The following is a 22067-nucleotide window of genomic DNA, read 5'->3' on the forward strand; positions in this document are numbered from 1 at the left end:
CAAGGCAATGGACCGGATCTTCATCCTCCACGCCGACCACGAGCAGAACGCCTCCACCTCCACCGTGCGCCTGGCAGGCTCCTCGGGTGCCAACCCGTTCGCCTGTATCGCTGCCGGTATCGCCGCACTGTGGGGCCCGGCCCACGGCGGTGCGAACGAAGCCGTCCTGACCATGCTCGATGAAATTGGCGATGTCTCGAACATCGACAAGTACATCGCCAAGGCCAAGGACAAGAACGATCCGTTCAAACTCATGGGCTTCGGTCACCGCGTCTACAAGAACCGCGACCCGCGCGCCACCGTGATGAAGAAGACCTGCGACGAAGTCCTGGGCGAGCTGGGCATCAAGAACGATCCTCAGCTGGAACTGGCCATGCGCCTGGAAGAGATCGCCCTGACCGATCCGTACTTCATCGAGCGCTCGCTGTACCCGAACGTCGACTTCTACTCGGGCATCATCCTGAAAGCGATCGGCATTCCGACCAGCATGTTCACCGTGATCTTCGCCTTGGCACGTACTGTCGGCTGGATCTCGCACTGGAAAGAAATGCTCTCCAGCCCGTACAAGATCGGCCGCCCTCGCCAGCTGTACACCGGCGAGCTGCAGCGCGACATCGTCGAGCTGAAGGACCGCAAGTAAGCGCTGCGCGCCGAATGCAAAAAGGCTGCCCTCGGGCAGCCTTTTTTATTGCCGCTGAGCCGAACTCAGTTCTTCTCGGCCCGCTCACGCAACCCCTTGAGGGTATTGAACGGCGCCTCGACTACGAACTTGTTGGCCACCATGGCTGGCACGCTACCACCTGGCTCCGTGTGCACCTGGTAGGTCACCTCGGTGCTATCACCCTTGGGCACCAGCTTCCAGAAGCCCTGCACCTTTGCCACCCGCACAAAGCCCTTTTCTTCCGGAATGTAGGTCGGCTCTTCGACCAGATTGCGGGTCAAGCTGCCGTCAGCGCCCTTGACGGTAGTGACATGCAACACGGAATCACGCGGCGTCACCGGCCACGGCGTATTGAACTGGGTGTAGGTCCAGCTCTGTTCACCTTCGTGCTTGAGCAGCTTCTGCGATTTGCACTCGTGAATCCAGGCACAGGCTCCCACCACGTCTTCCTGCAGCGCCTGAACCTTGGCCAGCGGCGCCTTGATCAGGGTCACGCCTTGGTAGGCCTTGTACTTGGAGCCCGGCACCTCACTGAGCGAGACCTTGATCCCCTCTTCGTCCTTGGCCACCTGCCAGTTCTCGGCCCAGGCAGCCGGCGCCAACAGAACACCCATGCCACACAGCAGTGCAATACGCTTGAACGATCTCATCATGTTTATCCTTGTTGTCGAAGATCCAGCCTTTCACGCCGCCGTTATCTGCTCCCACCAGCCAAGAATCCTGATGGCCTCGTCGCGGTCATTGCCACACACCTCGATATCCGCCTTGAAACCGCCACACACCGCAGGCCTTTCGGGCTTGCCGAACAGGTCGCAGAGATTCTCCGCAGTCAGATGGAGGCAGCGCTCGCCCGCCGGCTTGCCCTGAGGCATGCGCGGCATCGCCGAGCTGATGGACGGGGCGATGCAGCAGGCACCACAACCCTCACGACACTTCATGGCTAAATCAGGACTCCCTGGAGCAAAACGGGACGAACGTCCCTGGATAGTAACCGCTCAAACATGCGTTTGAAATTGCTGGCCCGATGAAATCTGCCGTGACCCGGCAGTCAGTTGGAGCTGCTCAGTTGCGGAACTGGAAATCGATTGCCGCACCTTCAACATCGTGGCGGCTTTCGTTACGCAGCTGCAGCTGCATCTCGTTGCTGATCAGGCGACCATTGAGCTGGAACGGGCTGTCGCTGGTTTCCGGCTTTTCCGTGAACATCGCGGGCAGCAAAGGTTTGCGACGGGTCGATGAATCGCCGACCTCAGGCTCGAGATTCTTGACCATGTCGCTTGGCAGACTCAGGTCCAGCTTGGCTTTGGGCAATGGTTGCGTGACCGCCTTGCTGACCGGCCTGGGTTTGGCTTTGGTCTTGCTGGCGGCCGGCTTGGCCTTTGCTGCCGGTTTTGCGGGCGCCTTGCTTGCAGCCTTGTCATGCCCCGCCTGCACCTGGGTGGCAGCAGGCTGGGCAGCCTGAACCACACCATAAGGCAGGCAGAACGGGGCAATACAGATCATCAGGGCAGCGCTTCGCAACAAATTCATGGACATCGACGGACAGGCGGGATTGGAAAAGTGCGTATGCTCTCTGTTCCGCCCGCTGCTGGCAAGCCTACAAAAGTGAGGGCTGCGATTCTCGGCACAATTGCTGGGCCAACAGCCCGAGCGTGATGACCGCCCGTTCGGCCTCCTTGTTCCAGGGAATGCCGCAGTTAAGCCTGATGCAATGGTTGAACTGCTCGGTGTTACTGAAGATCAGACCGGGCGCGATACTGATACCCTGCTCCAGCGCACGCACATGCAGCTCCTGGGTATTGACCCGCCCTGGCAGGCTGACCCAGAGAATGAAGCCGCCGGTTGGCCGGGTCATCTGGGTACCCTCCGGGAAGTGCTGCTGCACCGCCAGCTGGTAGGCACTGAGGTTCTTGCGATACTCCTGGCGGATATAGCGCAGGTGCCGGTCGTAACCACCGTTCTCCAGGTACGCCGCCACGCCCATCTGCGTGACGCTGCACGCCGAGTGGGTGGTGAAGGTCTGCAGACGCTGGATTTCATCCTGGTAACGCCCCGCGACCATCCAGCCAACCCGCACCCCAGGCGAGAGCGTCTTGGAAAAGCTCGAACAGTAGATGACCCGGTCCAGCCGGTCGAAGGCCTTGAGCGCCTTGGTCTTGCCCTGCTCGAACATCAACTCGCCATAGATATCGTCTTCGACGATCTGGATATCAAAGTCCGACGCCAGGCGCAGCAACTGCTTTTGCCGCTCTTCCGGCACGGTGCCGCCCAGCGGGTTGCTCAAGCGCGTGGTCAGCACCAACGCCTTGATCGACCACTGATTGGCAGCCAGTTGCAGGGCCTCGAGGCTGATGCCAGTGGACGGATCGCTGGGGATCTCGATCACCTTCAACCCCAGCAGATCGGCCAACTGCAGGAGCCCATAATAGGTCGGGGACTCGGCCGCGATCAGGTCACCCGGGCGTGTCAGCACCCGCAGTGACATCTGCAAGGCATCGACACAGCCATGGGTGACGATTACCTCACGCGGGTCGACCAGCACGCCGGCATCGCGCATGCGGATCGCAATCTGCCGGCGCAGCGGCTCGAAACCGGGGCTGAACATGTAGCTGAAGGCACGCGGGCTGTGAAAGCGAGTGACCTTGGCGATCTGCTGGTGCAGCGCGCGCACGGGCAGGTAGTCGACATGCGGCACGGCGGCACCGAATGGGAACACGCCATCGCGGCGCGCCTCGGTCAACACCTGCTGGATGATGCTGGCACGGGTCACCAGGCCAGGGCGCTCGACCCGGGCGATATCCGGCGTCTGCGCGGTCAGGGCAGGCGTCTGGTGCACGTAGTAGCCCGACTGCGGCCGGGCACGGATCAGGCCCTGGTCCTCGAGATTGGCGTAGGCCTGCAACACCGTGGCATGGCTGACGTTGAGCTGGGCGCTCATCTTGCGCACGGACGGTACGCGCTCGCCTGGCTGGTAGACACCGCGACGGATGTCATCGGCCAGTTGCTGGGCGATACGCTGGTACAACAGCAGGTTGGTCATGGCGGTATCTCGACGCGCAGGCGGCTTGTAATTCTTGTACGACTCACTGACGGTAGAGCATACCGTAACAGTTGCAAAGTGTACTGGGACAGATGGCAAGGTAGTCAACATTACAGTTGTGTGACATCTGTCTAAACAATCAAGCCTGCGTTGCCCGCGAACGGGCCGCAAAGCGGCCCCGTACGGCAATTCTCAGCGAGGCGCCGCGAGCTTGCCTTTGTCGTCCGAGAAGACGATTTCCACCCGCCGGTTCTGCGCCCTGCCCCGCTCCGAAGCATTGGCCTCGATCGGATACTGATCGCCGTAGCCTTCGACCTGCAGGCGCTTCTCATCGATCCCCAGATCGACCAGCATGTCGGCCACTGACTGGGCACGATCGCGCGACAGCTTGAGGTTGTCCTCAGGCGTACCGGTGCTGTCGGTATAGCCTTCGATCCGCACCACGCGACGCGGATTGAGCTGGAGGAACTGCACCAGCTTGAGCACGGTGCGGCTGGCCGAGTTCTTCAGGTCGGCACTGCCGGTATCGAACAGCACATCACTCAGGGTCATCACCAGGCCTCGGTCAGCCTGCTCCGAAGCCAACGCGGCGATCTGGTTCTCCACCCATTTACCCTGCTGCTGCACACTGGCCAACTTGGCCTCTCGCAGGGCCAACTGCAGACGCTGGCGTTCGAGGTCGAGCTTGGCCCGACGCTCCTCGTTCAGCGCCAGCTTGGCGTGCTCGTTGGCAATCTCGCTGTAGCGCTGACTCAGGTAGGCATAATGGCGCACGTCGCTGCCCGTGCCGATGTAGCTGGACAGGCGCTCGGCGCGGGACAGCGACTCACCGGCACGGATCACATCACGCGGAGCACTGCGCAGCACATCGGCATCGTCCTTGACCTTCTGGAAGGCCACGGTCGCGTCATCCAGCGCCGCCGAACTGCGCTGGCTGGCACAACCCTGCAAGCCGGCCGTCAGCACCAGCAATGCCAGCGCGGTTTTCCCATTGAGGCGCATCATGGCTGCACCTCCAGTTGCTTGCGCAGGCGCTTGACCCGCGACTGCAGCAGTTGAAGCTGCTCTTCGCTCTTCTGGTTCAGCACCTGCGCCTCGGCCAGGCGCGCGTCCAGCTCGGCCTGTTCGGCGCGCATGCGCGCGTCACGGTAGTCCTCGGTCAGCATGTTGGTCTTGGCACGGGCGAACTTGTCTTCGGCCAGCTTCAGTGCCTCGACCTGGTCGGTGGCACCGACTGCCTTGGCCTGCTCCAGCGCCTGCTCGGAAATTCGCATCTGCTCATTGGGCGCCGGGTCGTTGGCGCAGCCAGCCAGGCCGAGCATGGCCACGGCTAGAATCAGGGATTGGGTTCTCACGCACTCTTCCTAATGTTTTGGGGCGCCCGCCTGCACTTGCATCTGCGCTTTCCAGCGCTCGACATTACGTTGCAGCACGGCTTCGGACGCACCGGAGACCGGCAATTCTGTCAGCTTTTTCGCCAATTGCCCACGCAACCACGCGTCATTGCAGGCCGAATTGTGCGACACGGCCAGGTACAGGCCTGGGCGGTCCACCGGCAAGCCGCGAGCGATGAGGTTATTGCTCATGCCCAGGCTCTGGGTCATGGCCATGCCTGAGTAGCGCCCGGCCAATACATAATCGACCTGGCCCAGCACCAGTTTCTGAAAGGCCTGGGTGAGATTCTGCGTCGGCACCAGCTTGAGCTGCGTCTTGGCAAAGGCGGTGAACGCCGGGGTCAGGCGTGCCCGTTCGGACAAGCCACCCTGATACTTGGCCAGGTCGGCCGGGCCGTCATACTCCAGCGTGGCATCATGGCGTGTCCAGACCAGGTATTCATTGAGCTGCAAAGGCGGATGAATGTAATCCAGCGCGGTCAGCTGCTCCACTTGCATGGGCGTATCGAGCAGCAGGTCCATGCGCCCGCTACGCACCTCTTCCAGCGCCTGATCGCGCCGACCGGCGCTGAGTACCTCGACTTTCAACCCCAGCTCGCCAAGCACCTGGCGCAACAGGTCGACATTGGCGCCAATCAGGTGTTTCGGGTCGTTCGGGTCCTGCCAGGAGTACGGGGGTGCATCCGGGCTGCCAGTTGCCACGAGTCGTTCGCACTTGCCTGCCGCCATCACCACCGGCGACAGCAGCGCCACCATGCATGCCAGCACCCTGCCCGCTTCGCGCAACACCATCCCTTACTCCTTGTCCGGCAACAAAAAAGCCCGGCCCTCAGTGCGAGGGCCGGGCTTCTTTATAAGTGAAGCCGGCGGATCAGACCAGCTTTTCCAGCTCTGGAACGGCTTCGAACAGGTCGGCAACCAGGCCGTAATCAGCCACCTGGAAGATCGGCGCTTCTTCATCCTTGTTGATCGCGACGATCACCTTGGAATCCTTCATGCCGGCCAGGTGCTGGATCGCGCCGGAGATACCGACGGCGATGTACAGCTGTGGCGCAACGATCTTGCCGGTCTGGCCGACCTGCATGTCGTTCGGTACGAAGCCGGCGTCGACCGCGGCGCGCGAGGCACCGACGGCAGCGCCGAGCTTGTCGGCCAGGCTGTACAGGTGCTTGAAGTTGTCACCGTTACCCATGCCACGGCCGCCGGAAACGACGATCTTGGCAGCGGTCAGCTCTGGGCGGTCGGACTTGGCCAGTTCTTCGCCAACAAAGGCCGAGATGCCGGCGTTATGCGCAGCCGCTACTGCTTCCACGGCAGCCGAGCCACCTTCGGCAGCCACGGCGTCGAAACCGGTGGTACGCACGGTGATGACCTTGATGGCTGCGCTCGATTGCACGGTGGCAATGGCGTTACCTGCGTAGATCGGGCGCTTGAAGGTGTCGGCCGATTCGACCGAGATGATCTCGGAGATCTGGTCGACGTCCAGCAGCGCGGCAACGCGCGGCAGGATGTTCTTGCCGTTGGTAGTGGCTGGGGCCAGCACGTGGCTGTAGCCCTTGGCCAGTTCGACGATCAGCGGCGCGACGTTTTCCGGCAGCACGTGGGCATAGGCGGCGTTATCGGCAACCAGCACCTTGGCCACGCCAGCGATCTTGGCGGCGGATTCGGCGACGCCACCGACGTTCTGGCCAGCGACCAGCACGTGCACATCACCACCGATCTTGGCGGCAGCGGCGACAGTGTTCAGGGTGGCCGGGGCTACGGCACCGTTTTCGTATTCAGCGACAACCAGGATAGTCATTTAGATTACCTTCGCTTCGTTCTTCAGCTTCTCGACCAGTTCGGCCACCGATTTGACCTTGATGCCAGCGCTGCGGGCAGCCGGGGCTTCAACCTTCAGGGTCTTGTTGGTGGAGGCGAGGGAAACGCCCAGCGCGTCTGGAGTAACGGTCTCCAGCGGCTTCTTCTTGGCCTTCATGATGTTCGGCAGCGACGCGTAGCGTGGCTCGTTCAGGCGCAGGTCGGTGGTGACGATGGCTGGCAGGTTCAGTGCAACGGTCTGCAGGCCGCCGTCGATTTCACGGGTGACGTTCAGCTTGTCGCCAGCCACTTCAACCTTGGAGGCGAAGGTGCCTTGGGCGTAGCCGGTCAGCGCAGCCAGCATCTGGCCGGTCTGGTTGTTGTCACTGTCGATGGCCTGCTTGCCAAGGATCACCAGCTGTGGCTGCTCCTTGTCGACAACGGCCTTCAGCGCCTTGGCCACGGCCAGGGAGTTCAGCTCGTCAGCGGCTTCGACCAGGATGGCGCGATCGGCACCCAGGGCCAGGGCAGTACGCAGCTGCTCCTGGGCAGTGGTCGGGCCGACGGAGACGACAACGATCTCAGTCGCGACGCCCTTTTCCTTCAGGCGTACGGCTTCTTCCACGGCGATTTCGCAGAAGGGGTTCATGGACATCTTGACGTTAGCAAGGTCGACGCCGGAGTTGTCCGCCTTGACGCGAACCTTGACGTTGTAGTCGACCACTCGTTTGACAGCTACAAGAACCTTCATGGATTCCTCGTTACTCTCCGGTGAATAGATAGTCGCCTGGGGCAGAGCCCGGCGATGCGCGTGGGTACAAGGGCACCTCTAAAAACGTACCGGAAGGAGCAAGGTTCATGGTGACCGAACAGTCTTGTCGCGACTGTTGCGGCAAATACCCACGGGTCATTTTCTGTCGTGGCGTGTAAACTCCACTACAAACCGGTTTTCATACCGACAACCCTGCTCCACACCTGGTCTTTAGAGGTGTACCTGCGCCCGGCTGCAAGCCTACGGCGAACGTAAAACCGCTCGTATCTTGACCGTAACACCCAATCCGGTCAATACGGCAAATCGGTCACCTTCCAGCTGCGTTCCTGTGATTTTACTGGGCTCCGGCAAATTCAAACAAACGTTTGTATTGGACCCGCCAAGTGGTGTAGATATAATGCGCGCCAAGACAAAACGGTGTAGTCCGTCCATTGCGTAGCTACAGTTTCGCGCCAGTGAAGCGCCGCTGCACGCAAGCACCCATAAGACAAAGCAACAGCACGAGCCTTGATGAGTAGGAGAGAACCTGTGGAACGCGAATACATGGAATTCGACGTGGTCATCGTCGGTGCAGGCCCCGCAGGCCTGTCCGCCGCCTGCCGACTAAAGCAGAAGGCCGCCGAAGCCGGTAGCGAGATCAGCGTCTGCGTGGTGGAAAAAGGCTCCGAAGTGGGTGCTCATATTCTTTCCGGTGCGGTGTTCGAACCCCGCGCCCTGAACGAGCTGTTCCCCGACTGGAAAGCGCTCGGCGCACCGCTGAACACCGAAGTGAAGCGCGACGATATCTACGTGCTCAAGGACGCCGGCAGCTCGACCAAGGTCCCGGACCTGTTCGTGCCCAAGACCATGCACAACCAGGGTAACTACATCATCTCGCTGGGCAACCTGTGCCGCTGGCTGGCCCAGCAGGCCGAAAACCTGGGCGTGGAAATCTACCCTGGCTTCGCCGCCCAGGAAGCGCTGTTCGATGAAAACGGCGTGGTCCGCGGCATCATCACCGGCGACCTGGGTGTCGACCGCGAAGGCAACCCGAAGGACGGCCTGTACACCCCGGGCATGGAGCTGCGTGCCAAGTACACCCTGTTCGCCGAAGGCTGCCGTGGCCACATCGGCAAGCAGCTGATCAAGCGCTTCGACCTCGACAACGAGTCCGACGTCCAGCACTACGGCATCGGCCTCAAGGAAATCTGGGAAATCGACCCGGCCAAGCACGAGCAAGGCCTGGTGGTGCACACCGCTGGCTGGCCGCTGGACGTGATGGCCAAGGACAACACCGGCGGCTCGTTCCTCTATCACCTGGAAAACAACCAGGTGGTGGTCGGCCTGATCGTCGACCTCTCCTACGCCAACCCTTACCTGTCGCCGTTCGACGAGTTCCAGCGTCTCAAGCACCACCCGGTGATGAGCCAGTACCTCGAAGGTGGCAAGCGCATCAGCTACGGTGCCCGCGCCATCTGCAAAGGCGGCTTCAACTCGCTGCCGAAGATGGTCTTCAACGGCGGCGCGCTGATCGGCTGCGACCTCGGCACCCTGAACTTCGCCAAGATCAAAGGCAGCCATACGGCGATGAAGTCCGGCATGCTCGCCGCCGAAGCCGTCGCCGATGCACTGATCGCCGGCAGCGAGGGCGGTGACCAGCTCAACGGCTATGTCAGTGCCTTCAAGGCCAGCTGGCTCTATGAAGAACTGTTCGCCAGCCGCAACTTCGGCCCGGCCATGCACAAGTTCGGCCCGCTGCTGGGCGCGGCCTTCAACTATGTCGACCAGAACTGGTTCGGCGGCAAGCTGCCATTCACCCTGCACGACACCAAGCCTGACTACGCCTGCCTCAAGCTCGCCGCCGAGTCGAAGAAGATCGACTACCCGAAACCGGACGGCAAGCTCAGCTTCGACAAGCTCAGCTCGGTATTCCTCTCCAGCACCAACCACGAAGAGGAACAACCCTGCCACCTGAAGCTGACCGACCCGAACGTGCCGATCGCCAGCAACCTGCCGCTGTACGATGAGCCGGCCCAGCGCTACTGCCCGGCAGGCGTGTATGAAGTGGTCAGCCAGGAAGACGGCAGCAAGCGCTTCCAGATCAACGCGCAGAACTGCGTGCACTGCAAGACCTGCGACATCAAGGACCCGGCCCAGAACATCACCTGGGTCACCCCTGAAGGCGCTGGCGGGCCGAACTACCCGAACATGTAAGCCGCTGCCCCTGCAGCAACAAAAAGCCCCCGGTTCGTGAGAGCCGGGGGCTTTTCTGTATCGGCGGCAGCTACTTGTCAGCACACATGACCGGCATCGGCTCGCCGGCAAACGCCAACGGCTCACGACGCCCGAAGTACAACGCGGTCAGCAGCCCCACCGTACCCATGATCAGGCAAAAGCCGACACACACCCACGGGCTCCAAGGCATCAGCGCAATCAGCGCCAGCGGCGTGGTGCTGGCCCACAGTGCGTAAGCCACGTTGTACGTGAAGGAAATCCCCGAAACGCGGATCTCGGCCGGGAACAGTCCAACCATCACCGACGGCACCACCCCCACCACGCCACAGGCCAACCCTGCCAGCGCATAGGCCAGCCAGGTCATGCCCCACTGCCCCACCAGGCTGGCGTACAACGCACCGATACCCAGGGGCAGCAGCAGGCTGTAGATCATCAGTGCACGCCAGGCACCCAGGCGGTCGACCAGCAACCCGGCCAGCACGCAGCCGATATTGAGAAAGACGATGCCCACGCTGCTCAGGGCGAAGGTATGCCCCGCCGTCATGCCAAAGCGCTGCTGCATCACCGTCGGGGTAATCACCACCAGCACCACCACCGCCGAAGTCAGCACGCAGGTCAGCAGTGCCGCCGGGATCAACGCCGAACGGTGCTCGCCCAGTACCCGCCGCAGCGGAAACCGCACCGGCTGCTCCTGACGCTCGCGCAAGGCCAGGAACACCGGCGTCTCGCTGAGCCAGCGGCGCAGCCACACACCAATCACGCCAAACACCCCACCCAGCAGGAACGGGTAGCGCCAGGCGTAATCGAGAATCTCCTGCGCCGTGTACACATGCGCCAGCAGCGTCGCCGTCAGTGCCCCCAGCAGGTAGCCGAAGGTCAGCCCCGCCTGCAGGAAGCCCAAGGCATAGCCACGACGCCCGCTTGGCGCGTGCTCGGCGACAAAGGTCCAGGCGCTCGGCACCTCGCCGCCCACGGCGGCGCCCTGCAGGATGCGCAGCGCCAGCAGGATCAACGGTGCCGCATAGCCAATGTCGGCATAGGTCGGCATCACCCCGATCAGCAGGCACGGCAAGGCCATCATCAGAATGCTCAGGCTGAACACCCGCTTGCGCCCGAGGTGGTCGGCAAAATGGGCCATCAGGATGCCGCCCAGCGGTCGCGCCAGGTAGCCGGTGACGAAGATGCCGAAGCTCTGCAGCAGGCGCAGCCACTCGGGCATTTGCGGTGGGAAGAACAGCTGGCTGAGGGTCAGGGCAAAGAACACGAAGATGATGAAATCGTAGATTTCCAACGCGCCGCCCAATGCCGCCAGGCCCAGGGTCCGGTGGTCGGCGCGGCTGAACCGGGGCGGGCGAGCGGTATCGATGGCAGTCATGGCAGGGGTCCGCAGATCGGCAAAGGGCAAGAGGATAGCAAATGCCCGCCGCCTTGCCCCAGCAACGCCACTAACGGCTGAAGACGGTGTGGCCGAAGTTCCTCGGCTTGCGCGCATGCACCGCGCCACCCGCCAGCCCGGAAGGCAGGGAAATCTTGCCGACCAGCACAGGGCTGTCGATGATCGCCATGAAGGATTGCAACGCGTCGTTGTCCGGCACCTGTGGCAGGCTCACACTGACGGCCTGGCGCTCGGTCTGTGGCACGACAGGCACTTTCAGGTGTTGCGAATGGTAAAGCAGGGCGTGCTGGATCTGCGTACTGACCCGGCAGAACCGTGCCAGGTCGACACCGGCATGGCTGGCCAGCTCGATGTTGCCCAACAGCAGGTTGAACGGTTGCATGGCGCACTGCACCAGGCGCTGCAACTCGTCGAAGGACTCGACCGGGGCAATTCGGTAATAGCCAAGGCCATTGAGCAGTTTTTCCAGCTGCAGGCGCTGGTGCGGGTGCTCGTCGGCAATCAGGATGCGCAGGGTCTTGTTTGTCATTGTCGGACCTGGGCCGTCAGGTGAATGAGGGACAGTTCCCTGACCAAACTGCGCCAGCAACAGGCAACCACCAGGGCTGCGCCTGGAGGGGTCAATTTAGATAGTTGTTGGGAAACCGGGAGAAATCAAGTGGCCATCACACAGAATTTTCACCCGCCCTTCACCCTGGATTCAGGACTCCCACTGCCGCATGCGCACACGGCAATGCTTCATGGCGTTGACGATGTGCTTTTCCACCAGGCTGCGGGAGATACCCAGGCGTTCTGCAATCTGCTGATGTGACAGGCCATCGAGTTTGCGCAACAAAAAGCAGTCCCGGCACACCTTGCTCAGTTCATCCAGGGCCTTTTGCATCATGGCCAGGCGCTGGTCGAGTTGCATGTCGTGCTGCAGTTCTGCGCTGATAAAGCGCCCATCGGCGTCCAACGCATCCAGCGATTCGGCCTGGCGCACCTGGTGGCGCCGGTGCCGGTCGATCACCAGGTTGAGCGCGGTACGGTAGAGAAACGCTCGCGGATGCTCGATCTGCCCGCCTTCGGTACGCTCCAGCACCCGCAGATAGGCATCGTGGGCAACGTCCTCCGCAGCCTGGCGATTGCCCAGGCGCGCACTAAGGAAGCTCACCAGTTCGCGATAGTAATGTTCCACAACAGCACCTGAAATCGTCCTTGCAACCCACGTGCGGGCCTGAGTGACACCGGGCTGTGATAGTACAAATTATAACTATTCTCAGCAACAGACCTGCCACCCACTCGATCAGGCTAAATCCGCCTGGCCAGCCTTCGTTTATCTGGGACTTCGGTGCGCACCACGATTGGCAGCGCGTGACCACTACCCAGGCTGGAAGTCCGCATGAGCCGTTTATCCTCCCCCCGCCGCCGGCTCACCTTCGCCGGCGTGGGCCTGCTGAGCCTGGGCTGCCTGCTGGCCTGGCAAACCCTGCCCTTCGGCGCGCAACCGCTCGGTACCGTCACGGTCACGCGGGCAGACATCGAAAGCAGCGTGACAGCCCTGGGCACCTTGCAACCCCGGCGTTACGTGGATGTGGGCGCCCAGGCCTCGGGGCAGATCCGTACCTTGCACGTGGAAGCGGGCGACCGGGTGCGCAAGGGCCAACTGCTGGTCGAGATCGACCCCTCCACCCAGCAGGCCCGGTTGGATGCCGGGCGCTTCTCGATCGACAACCTCAAGGCCCAGCTCGCCGAGCAGCGTGCGCAGTTCGTGCTGGCCAGCCAGCAACTCAAGCGCCAACGTGATCTTGCCGCTGCCGGCGCCACCCGGGATGAAGACGTACAGGCCGCTGCCGCCCAGCTCAAGGTCACCCAGGCGCGTATCGACATGTTCCAGGCCCAGATCCGTCAGGCCCAGGCCAGCCTGCGCAGCGACGAGGCGGAATTGGGCTACACGCGCATCTATGCGCCGATGGACGGCACGGTGGTGGCCGTCGACGCCCGCGAAGGCCAGACCCTCAACGCCCAGCAACGTACCCCGCTGATCCTGCGCATCGCCAAGCTGTCGCCGATGACCGTGTGGGCCCAGGTGTCCGAAGCCGACATCGGCAAGGTCAAGCCGGGCATGACGGCCTACTTCACCACGCTGGCCGGCGGCAAGCGCCGCTGGAGCAGCACCGTGCGGCAGATTCTGCCGATCCCGCCCAAGCCGCTCGAGCAGGCCAGCCAGGGTGGCGGCAGCCCTGCCAGCGCCGGCAGCACCGGTAATCAGGTGGTGCAGTACACCGTGCTGCTGGATGTCGACAACCCGGATGGTGCCCTGATGGCCGACATGACCACCCAGGTGTTCTTCGTCGCCGGCCAGGCCAGCCAGGTGCTGACCGTGCCACTTGCCGCACTGGACGACAACGGCGGCCAATACATGGCACGGGTGCTCGACCCGCACGGTAAGGTGGTGCAGCGCCAAGTGCGCACGGGCCTGAGCGACCGCCTGCGCGTCCAGGTGCTGGACGGGCTCAGCGAAGGCGAACAGCTGCTGATGGGCGCCCCCAGCGCCAGTGGGGGCTGAATGAGCGCGCCGCTGATCGAGCTGGTCGATATCCGCAAATCCTACGGCGGCCAGGACAGCCCCCAGGTCGATGTATTGCGCGGCATCAGCCTGAGCATCCACCCTGGGGAGTTCGTCGCCATCGTCGGGGCCTCCGGCTCGGGCAAATCGACCTTGATGAACATACTCGGCTGCCTGGACCGCCCGACTTCAGGCAGCTACCGCTTCGCCGGCAAGAACGTCGCCACCCTGGGTAACGATGAATTGGCCTGGTTGCGCCGCGAGGCCTTTGGCTTCGTGTTCCAGGGCTACCATCTGATCCCTTCCGGCTCGGCCCAGGAAAACGTCGAAATGCCGGCCATCTATGCCGGCACGCCCGCCGGCGAACGGCATGCCCGCGCCGCCGCCCTGCTCGCCCGCCTGGGCCTGGCCAGCCGCAGCGCGAACCGCCCGCACCAACTCTCGGGTGGCCAGCAGCAACGGGTGTCGATCGCCCGGGCGCTGATGAACGGCGGCCATATCATCCTCGCCGACGAACCCACGGGTGCCCTCGACAGCCACAGCGGCACCGAAGTCATGGCGCTGCTCGACGAACTGGCCAGCCAGGGCCATGTGATCATCCTGATCACCCACGACCACAAGGTGGCGGCGCGGGCACAGCGGGTAATCGAAGTCCGCGATGGCCAGGTGATCAGCGATAGCGCAACCGGGCAAGCGCCTGCTGCTGCAGCTCAAGGCCTGCAGGCCGACGACCTGCGCCAGCGCCTGGACTGCGGCGCGACCCTGCGCGGGGCCTGGAAAGGCGAACTGCTCGAAGCCCTGCAAGCCGCCTGGCGGGTGATGTGGGTGAACCGCTTTCGCACCGCCCTGACCCTGCTCGGCATCATCATCGGGGTCGCCTCGGTGGTGGTCATGCTGGCCGTCGGCGAAGGCAGCAAACGCCAGGTGATGGCGCAGATGGCCGCCTTCGGTTCGAACATCCTCTACCTCAACGGCAAGCCCGCCACGCTGGGCCAACCTGCCGGCAGCATTACCCTCGATGACGTGGCCGCCATCGGCCAACTGCCGCAGGTCAGGCAGATCATGCCGGTGCTGGGCGAAAAGCTGATGGTGCGCCACGGCAACAACAGCCAGCGCTTCTATGTGGGCGGCAACAACAACCAGTTCCCGCTGATCTTCAACTGGCCGGCCGTCGAAGGGGCGTTCTTCACCGACGCCGACGAAGCCAGTGGCGCGGCGGTGGCAGTGATCGGCCAGAAAGTCCGGGAGAAGATGCTCGACCCTGAGCGCGACCCGCTCGGCCAGTACATCCTGATCGGCAATGTGCCCTTCCAGGTCATTGGCGTACTTGCCGGCAAAGGCGCGAGCTCCGGCGACCAGGATGCCGACGGGCGCATCGTCGTGCCCTACTCGGCAGCGGCGATCCGCCTGTTCGGCCAGCGCGACCCCGACTACATCACCGTCGCTGCCGTCGACGCCGCGCGGGTCGATGAAACCGAAGCCGCCGTCGCGCACCTGCTGCGCCAGCGCCACCAGGGCCGTGACGATTTCGAACTGACCAACTCGGCCGCGCTGATCCAGGCCGAGGCACGCACCCAGAACAGCCTGTCGCTGATGCTCGGGGCAATTGCCGCGATCTCGCTGCTGGTCGGTGGCATCGGAGTGATGAACATCATGCTCATGACCGTGCGCGAGCGCACCCGCGAAATCGGCATCCGCATGGCCACCGGTGCACGTCAGCACGACATCCTGCGCCAGTTCCTCAGCGAAGCAGTGATGCTGTCGATGGTGGGCGGCATGGCCGGCATCGGACTGGCCCTGCTGATCGGCGGCGCATTGATGCTGGGCAAGGTTGCCGTGGCCTTCACCCTGCCCGCCATGCTCGGTGCGTTCTGCTGCGCCGTTCTCACCGGCATCGTGTTCGGCTTCATGCCGGCCCGCAAAGCCGCCCGACTCGACCCGGTCAAAGCCCTCACCAGCGAATAGCCCATGACCCTGCCAAGCCGCATCAGCCTGTTGTCCCTGTGCCTGGGCCTCGCCGCCTGCAGCCTGCCACCGGCGCCACCCAGCGGCATCGCCGCCCCCTCAGCCTGGCAAGGCGCAACCGCCCAGGCCTCTGCCAGCCTGCCGTCGGCCCAGTGGTGGCACGCCTTCGACAGTGCCGAGCTGGACCGCCTGGTCGCACGCGCCCGGCACAATGCCCACGACCTTGCCGCCGCCACGGCGCGCGTGCGCCAGGCCCAGGCCCGGGCGGTCATCGCCGGGGCGCCGCTGCTGCCGGAGCTCAGCTTCGAGCTAGACGGCAGCCGCCAGCGCCTGCTGCATGGCGAGGGCTATGACCAGCTCGATGTCAGCAAGTACGAACCGACCAGCACCTCATTCGGCATGCAGCTGGTCGCCAGCTACGAGATCGACTTCTGGGGTGGCCTGCGCGCGGCCCGCTCAAGCGCCCTGCACAGCCTCGCCGCCAGCCGCTTCGACCGCCAGACGGTGGAACTGACACTGGTCAGCAGCGTGGCCAACAGTTACCTGCAGGGCCTGGCCCTGGAAGAACAACTGCGCATTGCCCGCCTCAACCTGCGTAATGCCCGCGATGTCCTCGCCCTGGTCGAAACACGTCAGCGCGCCGGCTCTGCGACACGTCTGGAACTGGCCCAGCAGCGCAGCCTGGTGGCGGCCCAGGAGCGGCAAGTGCCGCTGCTCGAACAGCAGTGGCAGGACAACCGCGTGACCCTGGCCACCCTGCTGGGCGACCCGGTCCAGGCCCTGCCCGCCACGCGCGAAGCGCTACAAGCCGTGAACTGGCCGCGCATTGGCAGCGGCGTACCCAGCGAACTGCTGACCCGCCGCCCGGACATCGCCGCCGCCGAAGCACGCCTGGCTGCCGCCAACGCCAATGTTCAGGTGGCCAGGGCCGCCCTGCTGCCAAAAGTGACCTTGGGCGCCAACCTCGGCACCGGCGCACGCACCCTCGCCGAGGTCTTCGACAGCACTTATTACACCCTGACCGCCGGCCTGGTCGCACCGATCTTCAACAATGGCCGGCTGCGAGCGGCACAGCAGTTGGCCGAAGCCGAGCAGGACGAGCTGCTGGAAAGCTACCGGAGCAGCATCCTGGCCGGCTTCGCCGATGTCGAGAAGGCCCTCAATGCGATCCGTGGCGTCGAACAGCAGCGCCATTGGCAGGACCAGGAAGTCGAACAGGCGCGCCTGGCCTTCGACCTGGCCCAGCGGCGCTACGCAGCCGGGGCCGAAACCCTGCTGAGCGTGCTGCAAACCCAGCGCACGCTCTATCTCGCCCAGGACCAGCAGGCTCAGTTGCGCCTGGCGCGCCTGCAGGGCAGCGTGGCGTTGTACAAGGCGTTGGGCGGTGGCTGGCAGGTAGCGAACGCGGACAACGGTTAATTCGCCGCACGCGCAACTCGTTCATAGGGAAAGCCGCTTGCAAGAGGATTTCCCCATGCCCCGCTCCGCCAGCATGCTCCAGGCCTGGCAACAAGGCCTGCGCCGCCTGATCCAGGGCCAAGCCCCAGGCGCCCGGGCCTACCGCGCGTTCGACCTGGTGCTCGCCCGGCGCATCAACCTCAGCCCATCGTTCGCACGCCTGGTGTTCACCGGCCCGGATGTCGCGCTCATGCACACTCTGGCGCCCGATCAGCGCGTGAAGCTGCTGTTCCCCGCTGCCGATGGTTCATTGCCGACCCTGCCCCACGACGTGCACTGGAAGACCGCCCACAGCGCGCTGCCCGCCGAACAACGCCCAGCCATGCGCACCTACACCATCCGCGCCTTGCGCGCGGATGCCCTGGAAGTCGACGTGGACTTCGTGCTGCACGGGGTCAATGGGCCAGCCTCGGCCTGGGCGACCCATGCCCAGGAGGGCGATCGGCTGCTGATGGTGGCGCCGAACCTGGCCTACGCCGGTGATCCCGGCGGCTATGAGTGGAAGCCGCCGCAAGGTACCCGCCATGCCCTGCTGATCGGCGACGAAACGGCACTGCCCGCCATCGCTGGCATTCTCGAAACGCTGGCAGAGCACCAGCCCGAACTGGCCGTGGAAGCCTTCATCGAAGTCCCGCACGAGGCTGATTGCCTGCCCCTGCGCCACAGCGCCAAAACTCGCCTGCACTGGCTGCCCCGCGAGCTGTTGCGCTGTGACCATGGCCAGGCCATGCAGCACGCCGTGCGCGAACTGGCGAACCTGCCGCTGGAAAGCGCGTTCTATGCCTGGGTGGCCGGGGAGTCGGCGACGGTGCTGGATATTCGCCGGTACCTGACCAAGCAGCGCGGGCTGCAGCGCGACCGCCTGATGACAATGGGGTATTGGCGCCAGGGTGAAACCTGCGACTAGCAGGACAAGCGAAAGGGCCGCAACGCGGCCCTTTCGGATTCAAACGGCTGCGGCCACTGCCTCGGCAAAGCGCTGCGCGACCTCGTCGATCTGCTGTGCGCTGATGATCAGCGGCGGCAGGAAGCGCACCACGGCGCCATGGCGCCCGCCCAGTTCGAGGATCAGGCCACGCTTGAGGCATTCGCGCTGAACCTTGGGGGCCAGCAGCCGATTGGCAGGCGGGTGGCCCAGCGCATCGGGCTGCCCCTGCGGATCGACCAGTTCCACGCCGAGCATCAAGCCACGGCCACGGATATCGCCCAATTGCGGATAATCCCGTTGCAGCCGCTGCAGGTGATCACGCAAGCGCAGGCCCATGGCCTCGGCATGTTCGGCCAGGCGATGCTCGACCAGGTAGTTGATCACCGCCGAACCGGCAGCCATGGCCATCTGATTGCCGCGGAAGGTGCCGGCATGGGCGCCTGGCTTCCAGGTATCCAGCCAGTCGCGGTACACCACCACCGCCAGCGGCAGGCTGCCACCAATGGCCTTGGACAACGTGACCACGTCCGGCACGATGCCGGCATGCTCGAAGGCGAACATCCGCCCGGTACGGGCGAAGCCGCTCTGGATCTCGTCGACGATCAGCGCCACGCCAGCCTGCTCGGTGATACGCCGCACGCCCTTGAGCCATGCGATATCGGCCGGGATCACCCCGCCCTCGCCCTGTACCACTTCAAGGATCACCGCTGCCGGCAGCGGCACGCCGCTTTCCGGGTCCAGCAGCAGGTTTTCAAGGTAGTGCAGGTTGGCCTTGACCCCGGCTTCACCGCCCAGGCCGAACGGGCAACGGTAGTCGTAAGGGTATGGCATGAACTGCACGCCATTGCTCAGCAGCGCGCCCAGCGGCTGCTTGGGACCGTGGCTGCCCATCAGGCTCAGCGCGCCCTGGCTCATGCCGTGGTAGGCGCCGTGGAAGGCCAGCACGGTGCTGCGCCCGGTGGCACCGCGCACCAGCTTGAGCGCCGCCTCCACAGCGTCGGTGCCGGTCGGCCCGCAGAACTGCACCTTGGCCTCGCGGCGCAGGGCTTCGGGCAGGATGCCGAACAGGTCCTGGACGAAGCGGTCCTTGACCGGCGTGGTCAGGTCCAGGGTATGCAGCGGCAGTTCGTCGGCCAGCACGCGCTGGATGGCTTCGATCACCACGGGGTGGTTGTGGCCCAGGGCCAGGGTCCCTGCGCCAGCCAGGCAGTCGATGAACTGGCGGCCTTCGACGTCCTCGACGTGGATACCGCGGGCACGCTTGAGCGCCAGCGGGATGCGCCGGGGGTAGCTGCGGGCGTTGGATTCCTGTTGCTGCTGACGCTGCAGCAAGGGCGAGTCACTGAATTCGTACAACGGTTGCGGCGCACTGGCCGGCGGTAGCTGGGCAAGGCTGGTAGCGGTGGACATGGGTGAATCCTCGCAAGCAAGCGAATGGGCAGTCATCGCTTGGAAAACGCTTGAGTGCGGGGAGGATTTAGCGGTTGTTACAGGAATTTCGTTAGCCTGTGCTGGCCCTTTCGCGGGGCAAGCCCGCTCCCACAGGTACGCCACATTACTTGAAATCTGTGCTGATCCTGTGGGAGCGGGCTTGCCCCGCGAAAGGGCCGGTACAGGCAGTAAAGATCAGCTGGCCGAACGGGCTGGCACCTGCAGCACCACCCGCAACCCATCACTGCGACTGTCAAACCTGAGGCTGCCGGCACAGCGCTGCACGATCGCCTGTACGATCGCCAGCCCCAACCCACACCCACCGCTCTGGCCATTGCGCCAGAAGCGCTCGGTCAGGTGCTGCAGGTCGGCTTCGGCAATGCCCGGCCCATGGTCACGCACCATGAACCCCACCTGCCCGTCGGCCATCTGCACCTCCAGCTCCACCTCGGTATCGCCACCGTGGCGCAAGGCGTTGTCGAGCAGGTTGCGCAACGCCGCCACCGCCAGCGGCGCAGGCATGCCCAGGTAGATCTGCGTCGCCTCTTCGGGCAGGCGCAGGACGATGCGCCGGTTGTCACCGCCGCCAGCATCCTGCACCGCCTGGCGGGCAACCTGCTCGGCGCTGCACTGCACACCGTCCTCGAACGACAGGCTGCCCTCGACCCGCGCCAGCATCAGCAGCTGCTCCAGGGTCCGGTGCATGCGATCGGCGCCTTGCTCGGCATGCTCCAGCGCCTGCTCGCGCACTGCGCCGTCGGTCATGCGCGCCACCTGCAGGTGGGTCTTGATGGCCGTCAACGGGCTGCGCAGTTCGTGGGCGGCATCGTCGGTCAGGCGCCGTTCGCGCTCGATGGTCTGGGCAATACGCAGGAACAGCTGGTTCTGGGTCTCGAGCAACGGTTGCAGTTCGCTGGGCAAACCGGCCACCTGCAACGGCTCGACACTGTCGGCACGCCGTCGGCGCAGTGCATCACGCATGCGATTGAGTGGCTCCAGGCCTTTGCCCAAGCCGATCCACAGCAGGCCGAGGCTGCCGAGCAGGGCCATCAGCACCGGTGCCGAGGCCGCCAGCAGAATCGACTGGTTCAGTGCCTCGCGCTCCATGTGCCGGTCGGCGGTGGTGATGCGCACGTCACCGTGGCTGTAGGTGAAGGTGCGCCACAGCGCGCCATCGATGGTCTGGTCGCGGAAGCCGCTGCGCTGGTCGTCCATGGCGCCGTCATGCTTGTGGTTGCTGGCGAGGATCTCGCCGCGCAGGGAACTCACCTGGCAGGCCATGCCATCGGGCACGCTCAACTGATCGGCGGAAAAATGCGCATCCTCGCCCTTGGCCGCCAGCGGTTGCGGCAACTGGTCGATCAGCCCAGCGACCATGCGTGCCGAGGCCACCAGACGCTGGTCGAGGGAGAACATCATCTGCTGGCGCAGGTCGCGCAACATCCACGCCGCCGCCAGTGCCCAGATGATGATGAAGGCGCTGCCGAGGATCAGGCTCAGGCGTACCCGCAGGCTCATGACGCAGCCTCTTGCGGCGCCTGTGCAGGCCCCAGGCGATAGCCCAGGCCACGCACGGTCTCGACGATGCTGTTGCCGAGCTTGCGCCGCAGGTGGTGGATATGCACGTTCAGCGCGTTGCTTTCGACCTCATCGCTGAAGCCGTACACGCAGTCTTTGAGCTGTTCGCTGGACAGCACCCGGCCGGGGTTCTGCAGCAAGGCCTGGAGCAGCGCCTGTTCACGCCGCGACAGGTCCACAGGCTGGCCGGCCAGGGTCGCTTCGCAGCTGCTCGGGTCGTAGCGCAGCGGGCCATGCTCGATCACGTTGACCGCCCGCCCCGCTACCCGGCGCAGCAGGGTATGCAGGCGCGCAGCCAGTTCGCGCAGGTCGAAGGGTTTGAGCAGGTAGTCGTCGGCGCCCGCCTGCAGGCCATCGACCCGGTCGGTGACCGCATCGCGTGCGGTGAGTACCAGCACCGGCAGATCCACACCCTGCTGGCGCAGGCGGCGCAGCAGTTTGAGGCCATCTTCGTCGGGCAGGCCGAGGTCGAGGATCATCACGTCGAACTGTGCCGCCTGCAGCAGGGCCCGGGCACTGGCGGCATTGGCCACGCGGTCGACAGTCAGGCCCTGGGCGGTGAGGCCGGCGCAGATGCCGCTGGCGATCAGGTCGTCGTCCTCGCAGAGCAGAACGTGCATGGTGGGGCTCCCGGAGTGGTGTGGCTGGCATTGCACTATGGGGGGATTAAGGGGGGATTATGGACCTTTTTGTGGGGGTGATGGGGTACGTCGAAAGCCTTGCAGCGCCCTTGAGATCGAGCGCCGCGCGGGCGGCGCTCGATCTCAAGGGCGCCAAATCCCTCCAGCCGTACCCCTCGCAGCATCAACCCAATCCCCAACGTCCCCACCAGCATCGAATCGACTTTTCCTACAACTGACTCAGGAACGTCCTACCCCCACC

The 22067-nt window shown here is 64.2% G+C and carries 21 protein-coding genes; 6 read left to right on the plus strand and 15 right to left on the minus strand.

The features are described from left to right. Positions 1–640 (plus strand): citrate/2-methylcitrate synthase (locus ACIPZ5_RS18690; RefSeq protein ID WP_400810063.1); only part of this gene is annotated, 640 nt, incomplete at its 5' end. Between the two features lie 65 nt (positions 641–705). Here the strand turns inward: ACIPZ5_RS18690 and ACIPZ5_RS18695 are convergent. From ACIPZ5_RS18695 to ACIPZ5_RS18735, 9 genes are all read right to left on the minus strand, one after another. Then, positions 706–1311 (minus strand): START domain-containing protein, encoded by a 606-nt coding sequence (locus ACIPZ5_RS18695; RefSeq protein WP_261943326.1) that lies wholly within the window; start codon positions 1309–1311, stop codon positions 706–708. 33 nt (positions 1312–1344) lie between these two features. Next, positions 1345–1599 (minus strand): YkgJ family cysteine cluster protein, encoded by a 255-nt coding sequence (locus ACIPZ5_RS18700; RefSeq protein WP_159411396.1) that lies wholly within the window; start codon positions 1597–1599, stop codon positions 1345–1347. 124 nt (positions 1600–1723) lie between these two features. Next, positions 1724–2191, minus strand: a complete 468-nt coding sequence (locus ACIPZ5_RS18705; RefSeq protein ID WP_400810065.1) for a hypothetical protein — start codon at positions 2189–2191, stop codon at positions 1724–1726. A 67-nt stretch (positions 2192–2258) separates the two neighbouring features. Further along, complete coding sequence (locus ACIPZ5_RS18710; RefSeq protein ID WP_027921315.1) at positions 2259–3701, minus strand: PLP-dependent aminotransferase family protein; 1443 nt, start codon at positions 3699–3701, stop codon at positions 2259–2261. A 192-nt stretch (positions 3702–3893) separates the two neighbouring features. Beyond that, complete coding sequence (locus ACIPZ5_RS18715) at positions 3894–4706, minus strand: OmpA family protein (RefSeq protein WP_343600038.1); 813 nt, start codon at positions 4704–4706, stop codon at positions 3894–3896. Then, a complete protein-coding gene (locus tag ACIPZ5_RS18720; RefSeq protein ID WP_261943323.1) occupies positions 4703–5056 on the minus strand; it encodes a DUF4398 domain-containing protein in 354 nt (117 codons plus the stop codon). Before ACIPZ5_RS18720 ends, ACIPZ5_RS18715 begins: the two co-directional genes overlap by 4 nt. A gap of 9 nt (positions 5057–5065) precedes the next feature. Continuing rightward, complete coding sequence (locus tag ACIPZ5_RS18725) at positions 5066–5887, minus strand: transporter substrate-binding domain-containing protein (protein WP_343600036.1); 822 nt, start codon at positions 5885–5887, stop codon at positions 5066–5068. A 79-nt stretch (positions 5888–5966) separates the two neighbouring features. Then, the gene (locus ACIPZ5_RS18730; protein WP_261943321.1) at positions 5967–6896 is read right to left on the minus strand and encodes an electron transfer flavoprotein subunit alpha/FixB family protein; all 930 of its coding nucleotides are present in this window, start codon (positions 6894–6896) and stop codon (positions 5967–5969) included. Beyond that, entirely contained in the window at positions 6897–7646 is a 750-nt protein-coding gene (locus ACIPZ5_RS18735) for an electron transfer flavoprotein subunit beta/FixA family protein (RefSeq protein ID WP_051099306.1), read from the minus strand. It lies immediately after the preceding gene. Positions 7647–8177: 531 nt separating this feature from the next. On the opposite strand from ACIPZ5_RS18735, the gene ACIPZ5_RS18740 reads away from it, so the two are divergent. Beyond that, on the plus strand, positions 8178–9860 hold the full coding sequence (locus ACIPZ5_RS18740) for an electron transfer flavoprotein-ubiquinone oxidoreductase (RefSeq protein ID WP_261943320.1): 1683 nt from the start codon (positions 8178–8180) through the stop codon (positions 9858–9860). A gap of 70 nt (positions 9861–9930) precedes the next feature. Here ACIPZ5_RS18740 and ACIPZ5_RS18745 read toward each other — a convergent pair whose 3' ends face one another. The 3 genes from ACIPZ5_RS18745 to ACIPZ5_RS18755 form a co-directional block, all read right to left on the minus strand. Further along, positions 9931–11256, minus strand: coding sequence for an MFS transporter (locus ACIPZ5_RS18745; RefSeq protein WP_261943319.1), 1326 nt, complete (start codon positions 11254–11256; stop codon positions 9931–9933). A 70-nt stretch (positions 11257–11326) separates the two neighbouring features. Next, entirely contained in the window at positions 11327–11806 is a 480-nt protein-coding gene (locus ACIPZ5_RS18750; protein WP_343600027.1) for a histidine kinase, read from the minus strand. A 171-nt stretch (positions 11807–11977) separates the two neighbouring features. Beyond that, positions 11978–12454 (minus strand): sigma-70 family RNA polymerase sigma factor, encoded by a 477-nt coding sequence (locus ACIPZ5_RS18755; protein ID WP_343600025.1) that lies wholly within the window; start codon positions 12452–12454, stop codon positions 11978–11980. A gap of 204 nt (positions 12455–12658) precedes the next feature. On the opposite strand from ACIPZ5_RS18755, the gene ACIPZ5_RS18760 reads away from it, so the two are divergent. From ACIPZ5_RS18760 to ACIPZ5_RS18775, 4 genes are read left to right on the plus strand one after another with little or no spacing between them, the layout of a single operon-like run. Then, positions 12659–13825, plus strand: coding sequence for an efflux RND transporter periplasmic adaptor subunit (locus tag ACIPZ5_RS18760; RefSeq protein WP_400810069.1), 1167 nt, complete (start codon positions 12659–12661; stop codon positions 13823–13825). Next, positions 13826–15790, plus strand: coding sequence for a MacB family efflux pump subunit (locus ACIPZ5_RS18765; protein ID WP_400810071.1), 1965 nt, complete (start codon positions 13826–13828; stop codon positions 15788–15790). Positions 15791–15793: 3 nt separating this feature from the next. Further along, positions 15794–17209, plus strand: coding sequence for an efflux transporter outer membrane subunit (locus ACIPZ5_RS18770; RefSeq protein WP_400810073.1), 1416 nt, complete (start codon positions 15794–15796; stop codon positions 17207–17209). A gap of 55 nt (positions 17210–17264) precedes the next feature. Beyond that, positions 17265–18155, plus strand: a complete 891-nt coding sequence (locus ACIPZ5_RS18775; RefSeq protein WP_400810075.1) for a siderophore-interacting protein — start codon at positions 17265–17267, stop codon at positions 18153–18155. A 39-nt stretch (positions 18156–18194) separates the two neighbouring features. On the opposite strand, the gene ACIPZ5_RS18780 is transcribed toward ACIPZ5_RS18775, so the two are convergent. The 3 genes from ACIPZ5_RS18780 to ACIPZ5_RS18790 all read right to left on the minus strand — a co-directional run bounded on the left by ACIPZ5_RS18780 (position 18195) and on the right by ACIPZ5_RS18790 (position 21805). Next, positions 18195–19586, minus strand: a complete 1392-nt coding sequence (locus tag ACIPZ5_RS18780) for an aspartate aminotransferase family protein (protein WP_343600017.1) — start codon at positions 19584–19586, stop codon at positions 18195–18197. A gap of 216 nt (positions 19587–19802) precedes the next feature. Then, positions 19803–21125 carry an ATP-binding protein gene (locus ACIPZ5_RS18785; RefSeq protein WP_343600015.1) on the minus strand — a complete coding sequence of 441 codons (1323 nt, stop codon included), beginning with the start codon at positions 21123–21125 and terminating at the stop codon, positions 19803–19805. Then, positions 21122–21805, minus strand: coding sequence for a response regulator transcription factor (locus ACIPZ5_RS18790; RefSeq protein WP_085675894.1), 684 nt, complete (start codon positions 21803–21805; stop codon positions 21122–21124). Before ACIPZ5_RS18790 ends, ACIPZ5_RS18785 begins: the two co-directional genes overlap by 4 nt. Between the last annotated feature and the right edge of the window lie 262 nt (positions 21806–22067).

The organism is Pseudomonas sp. NPDC089428 (assembly GCF_044749325.1).
Lineage (GTDB): Bacteria > Pseudomonadota > Gammaproteobacteria > Pseudomonadales > Pseudomonadaceae > Aquipseudomonas.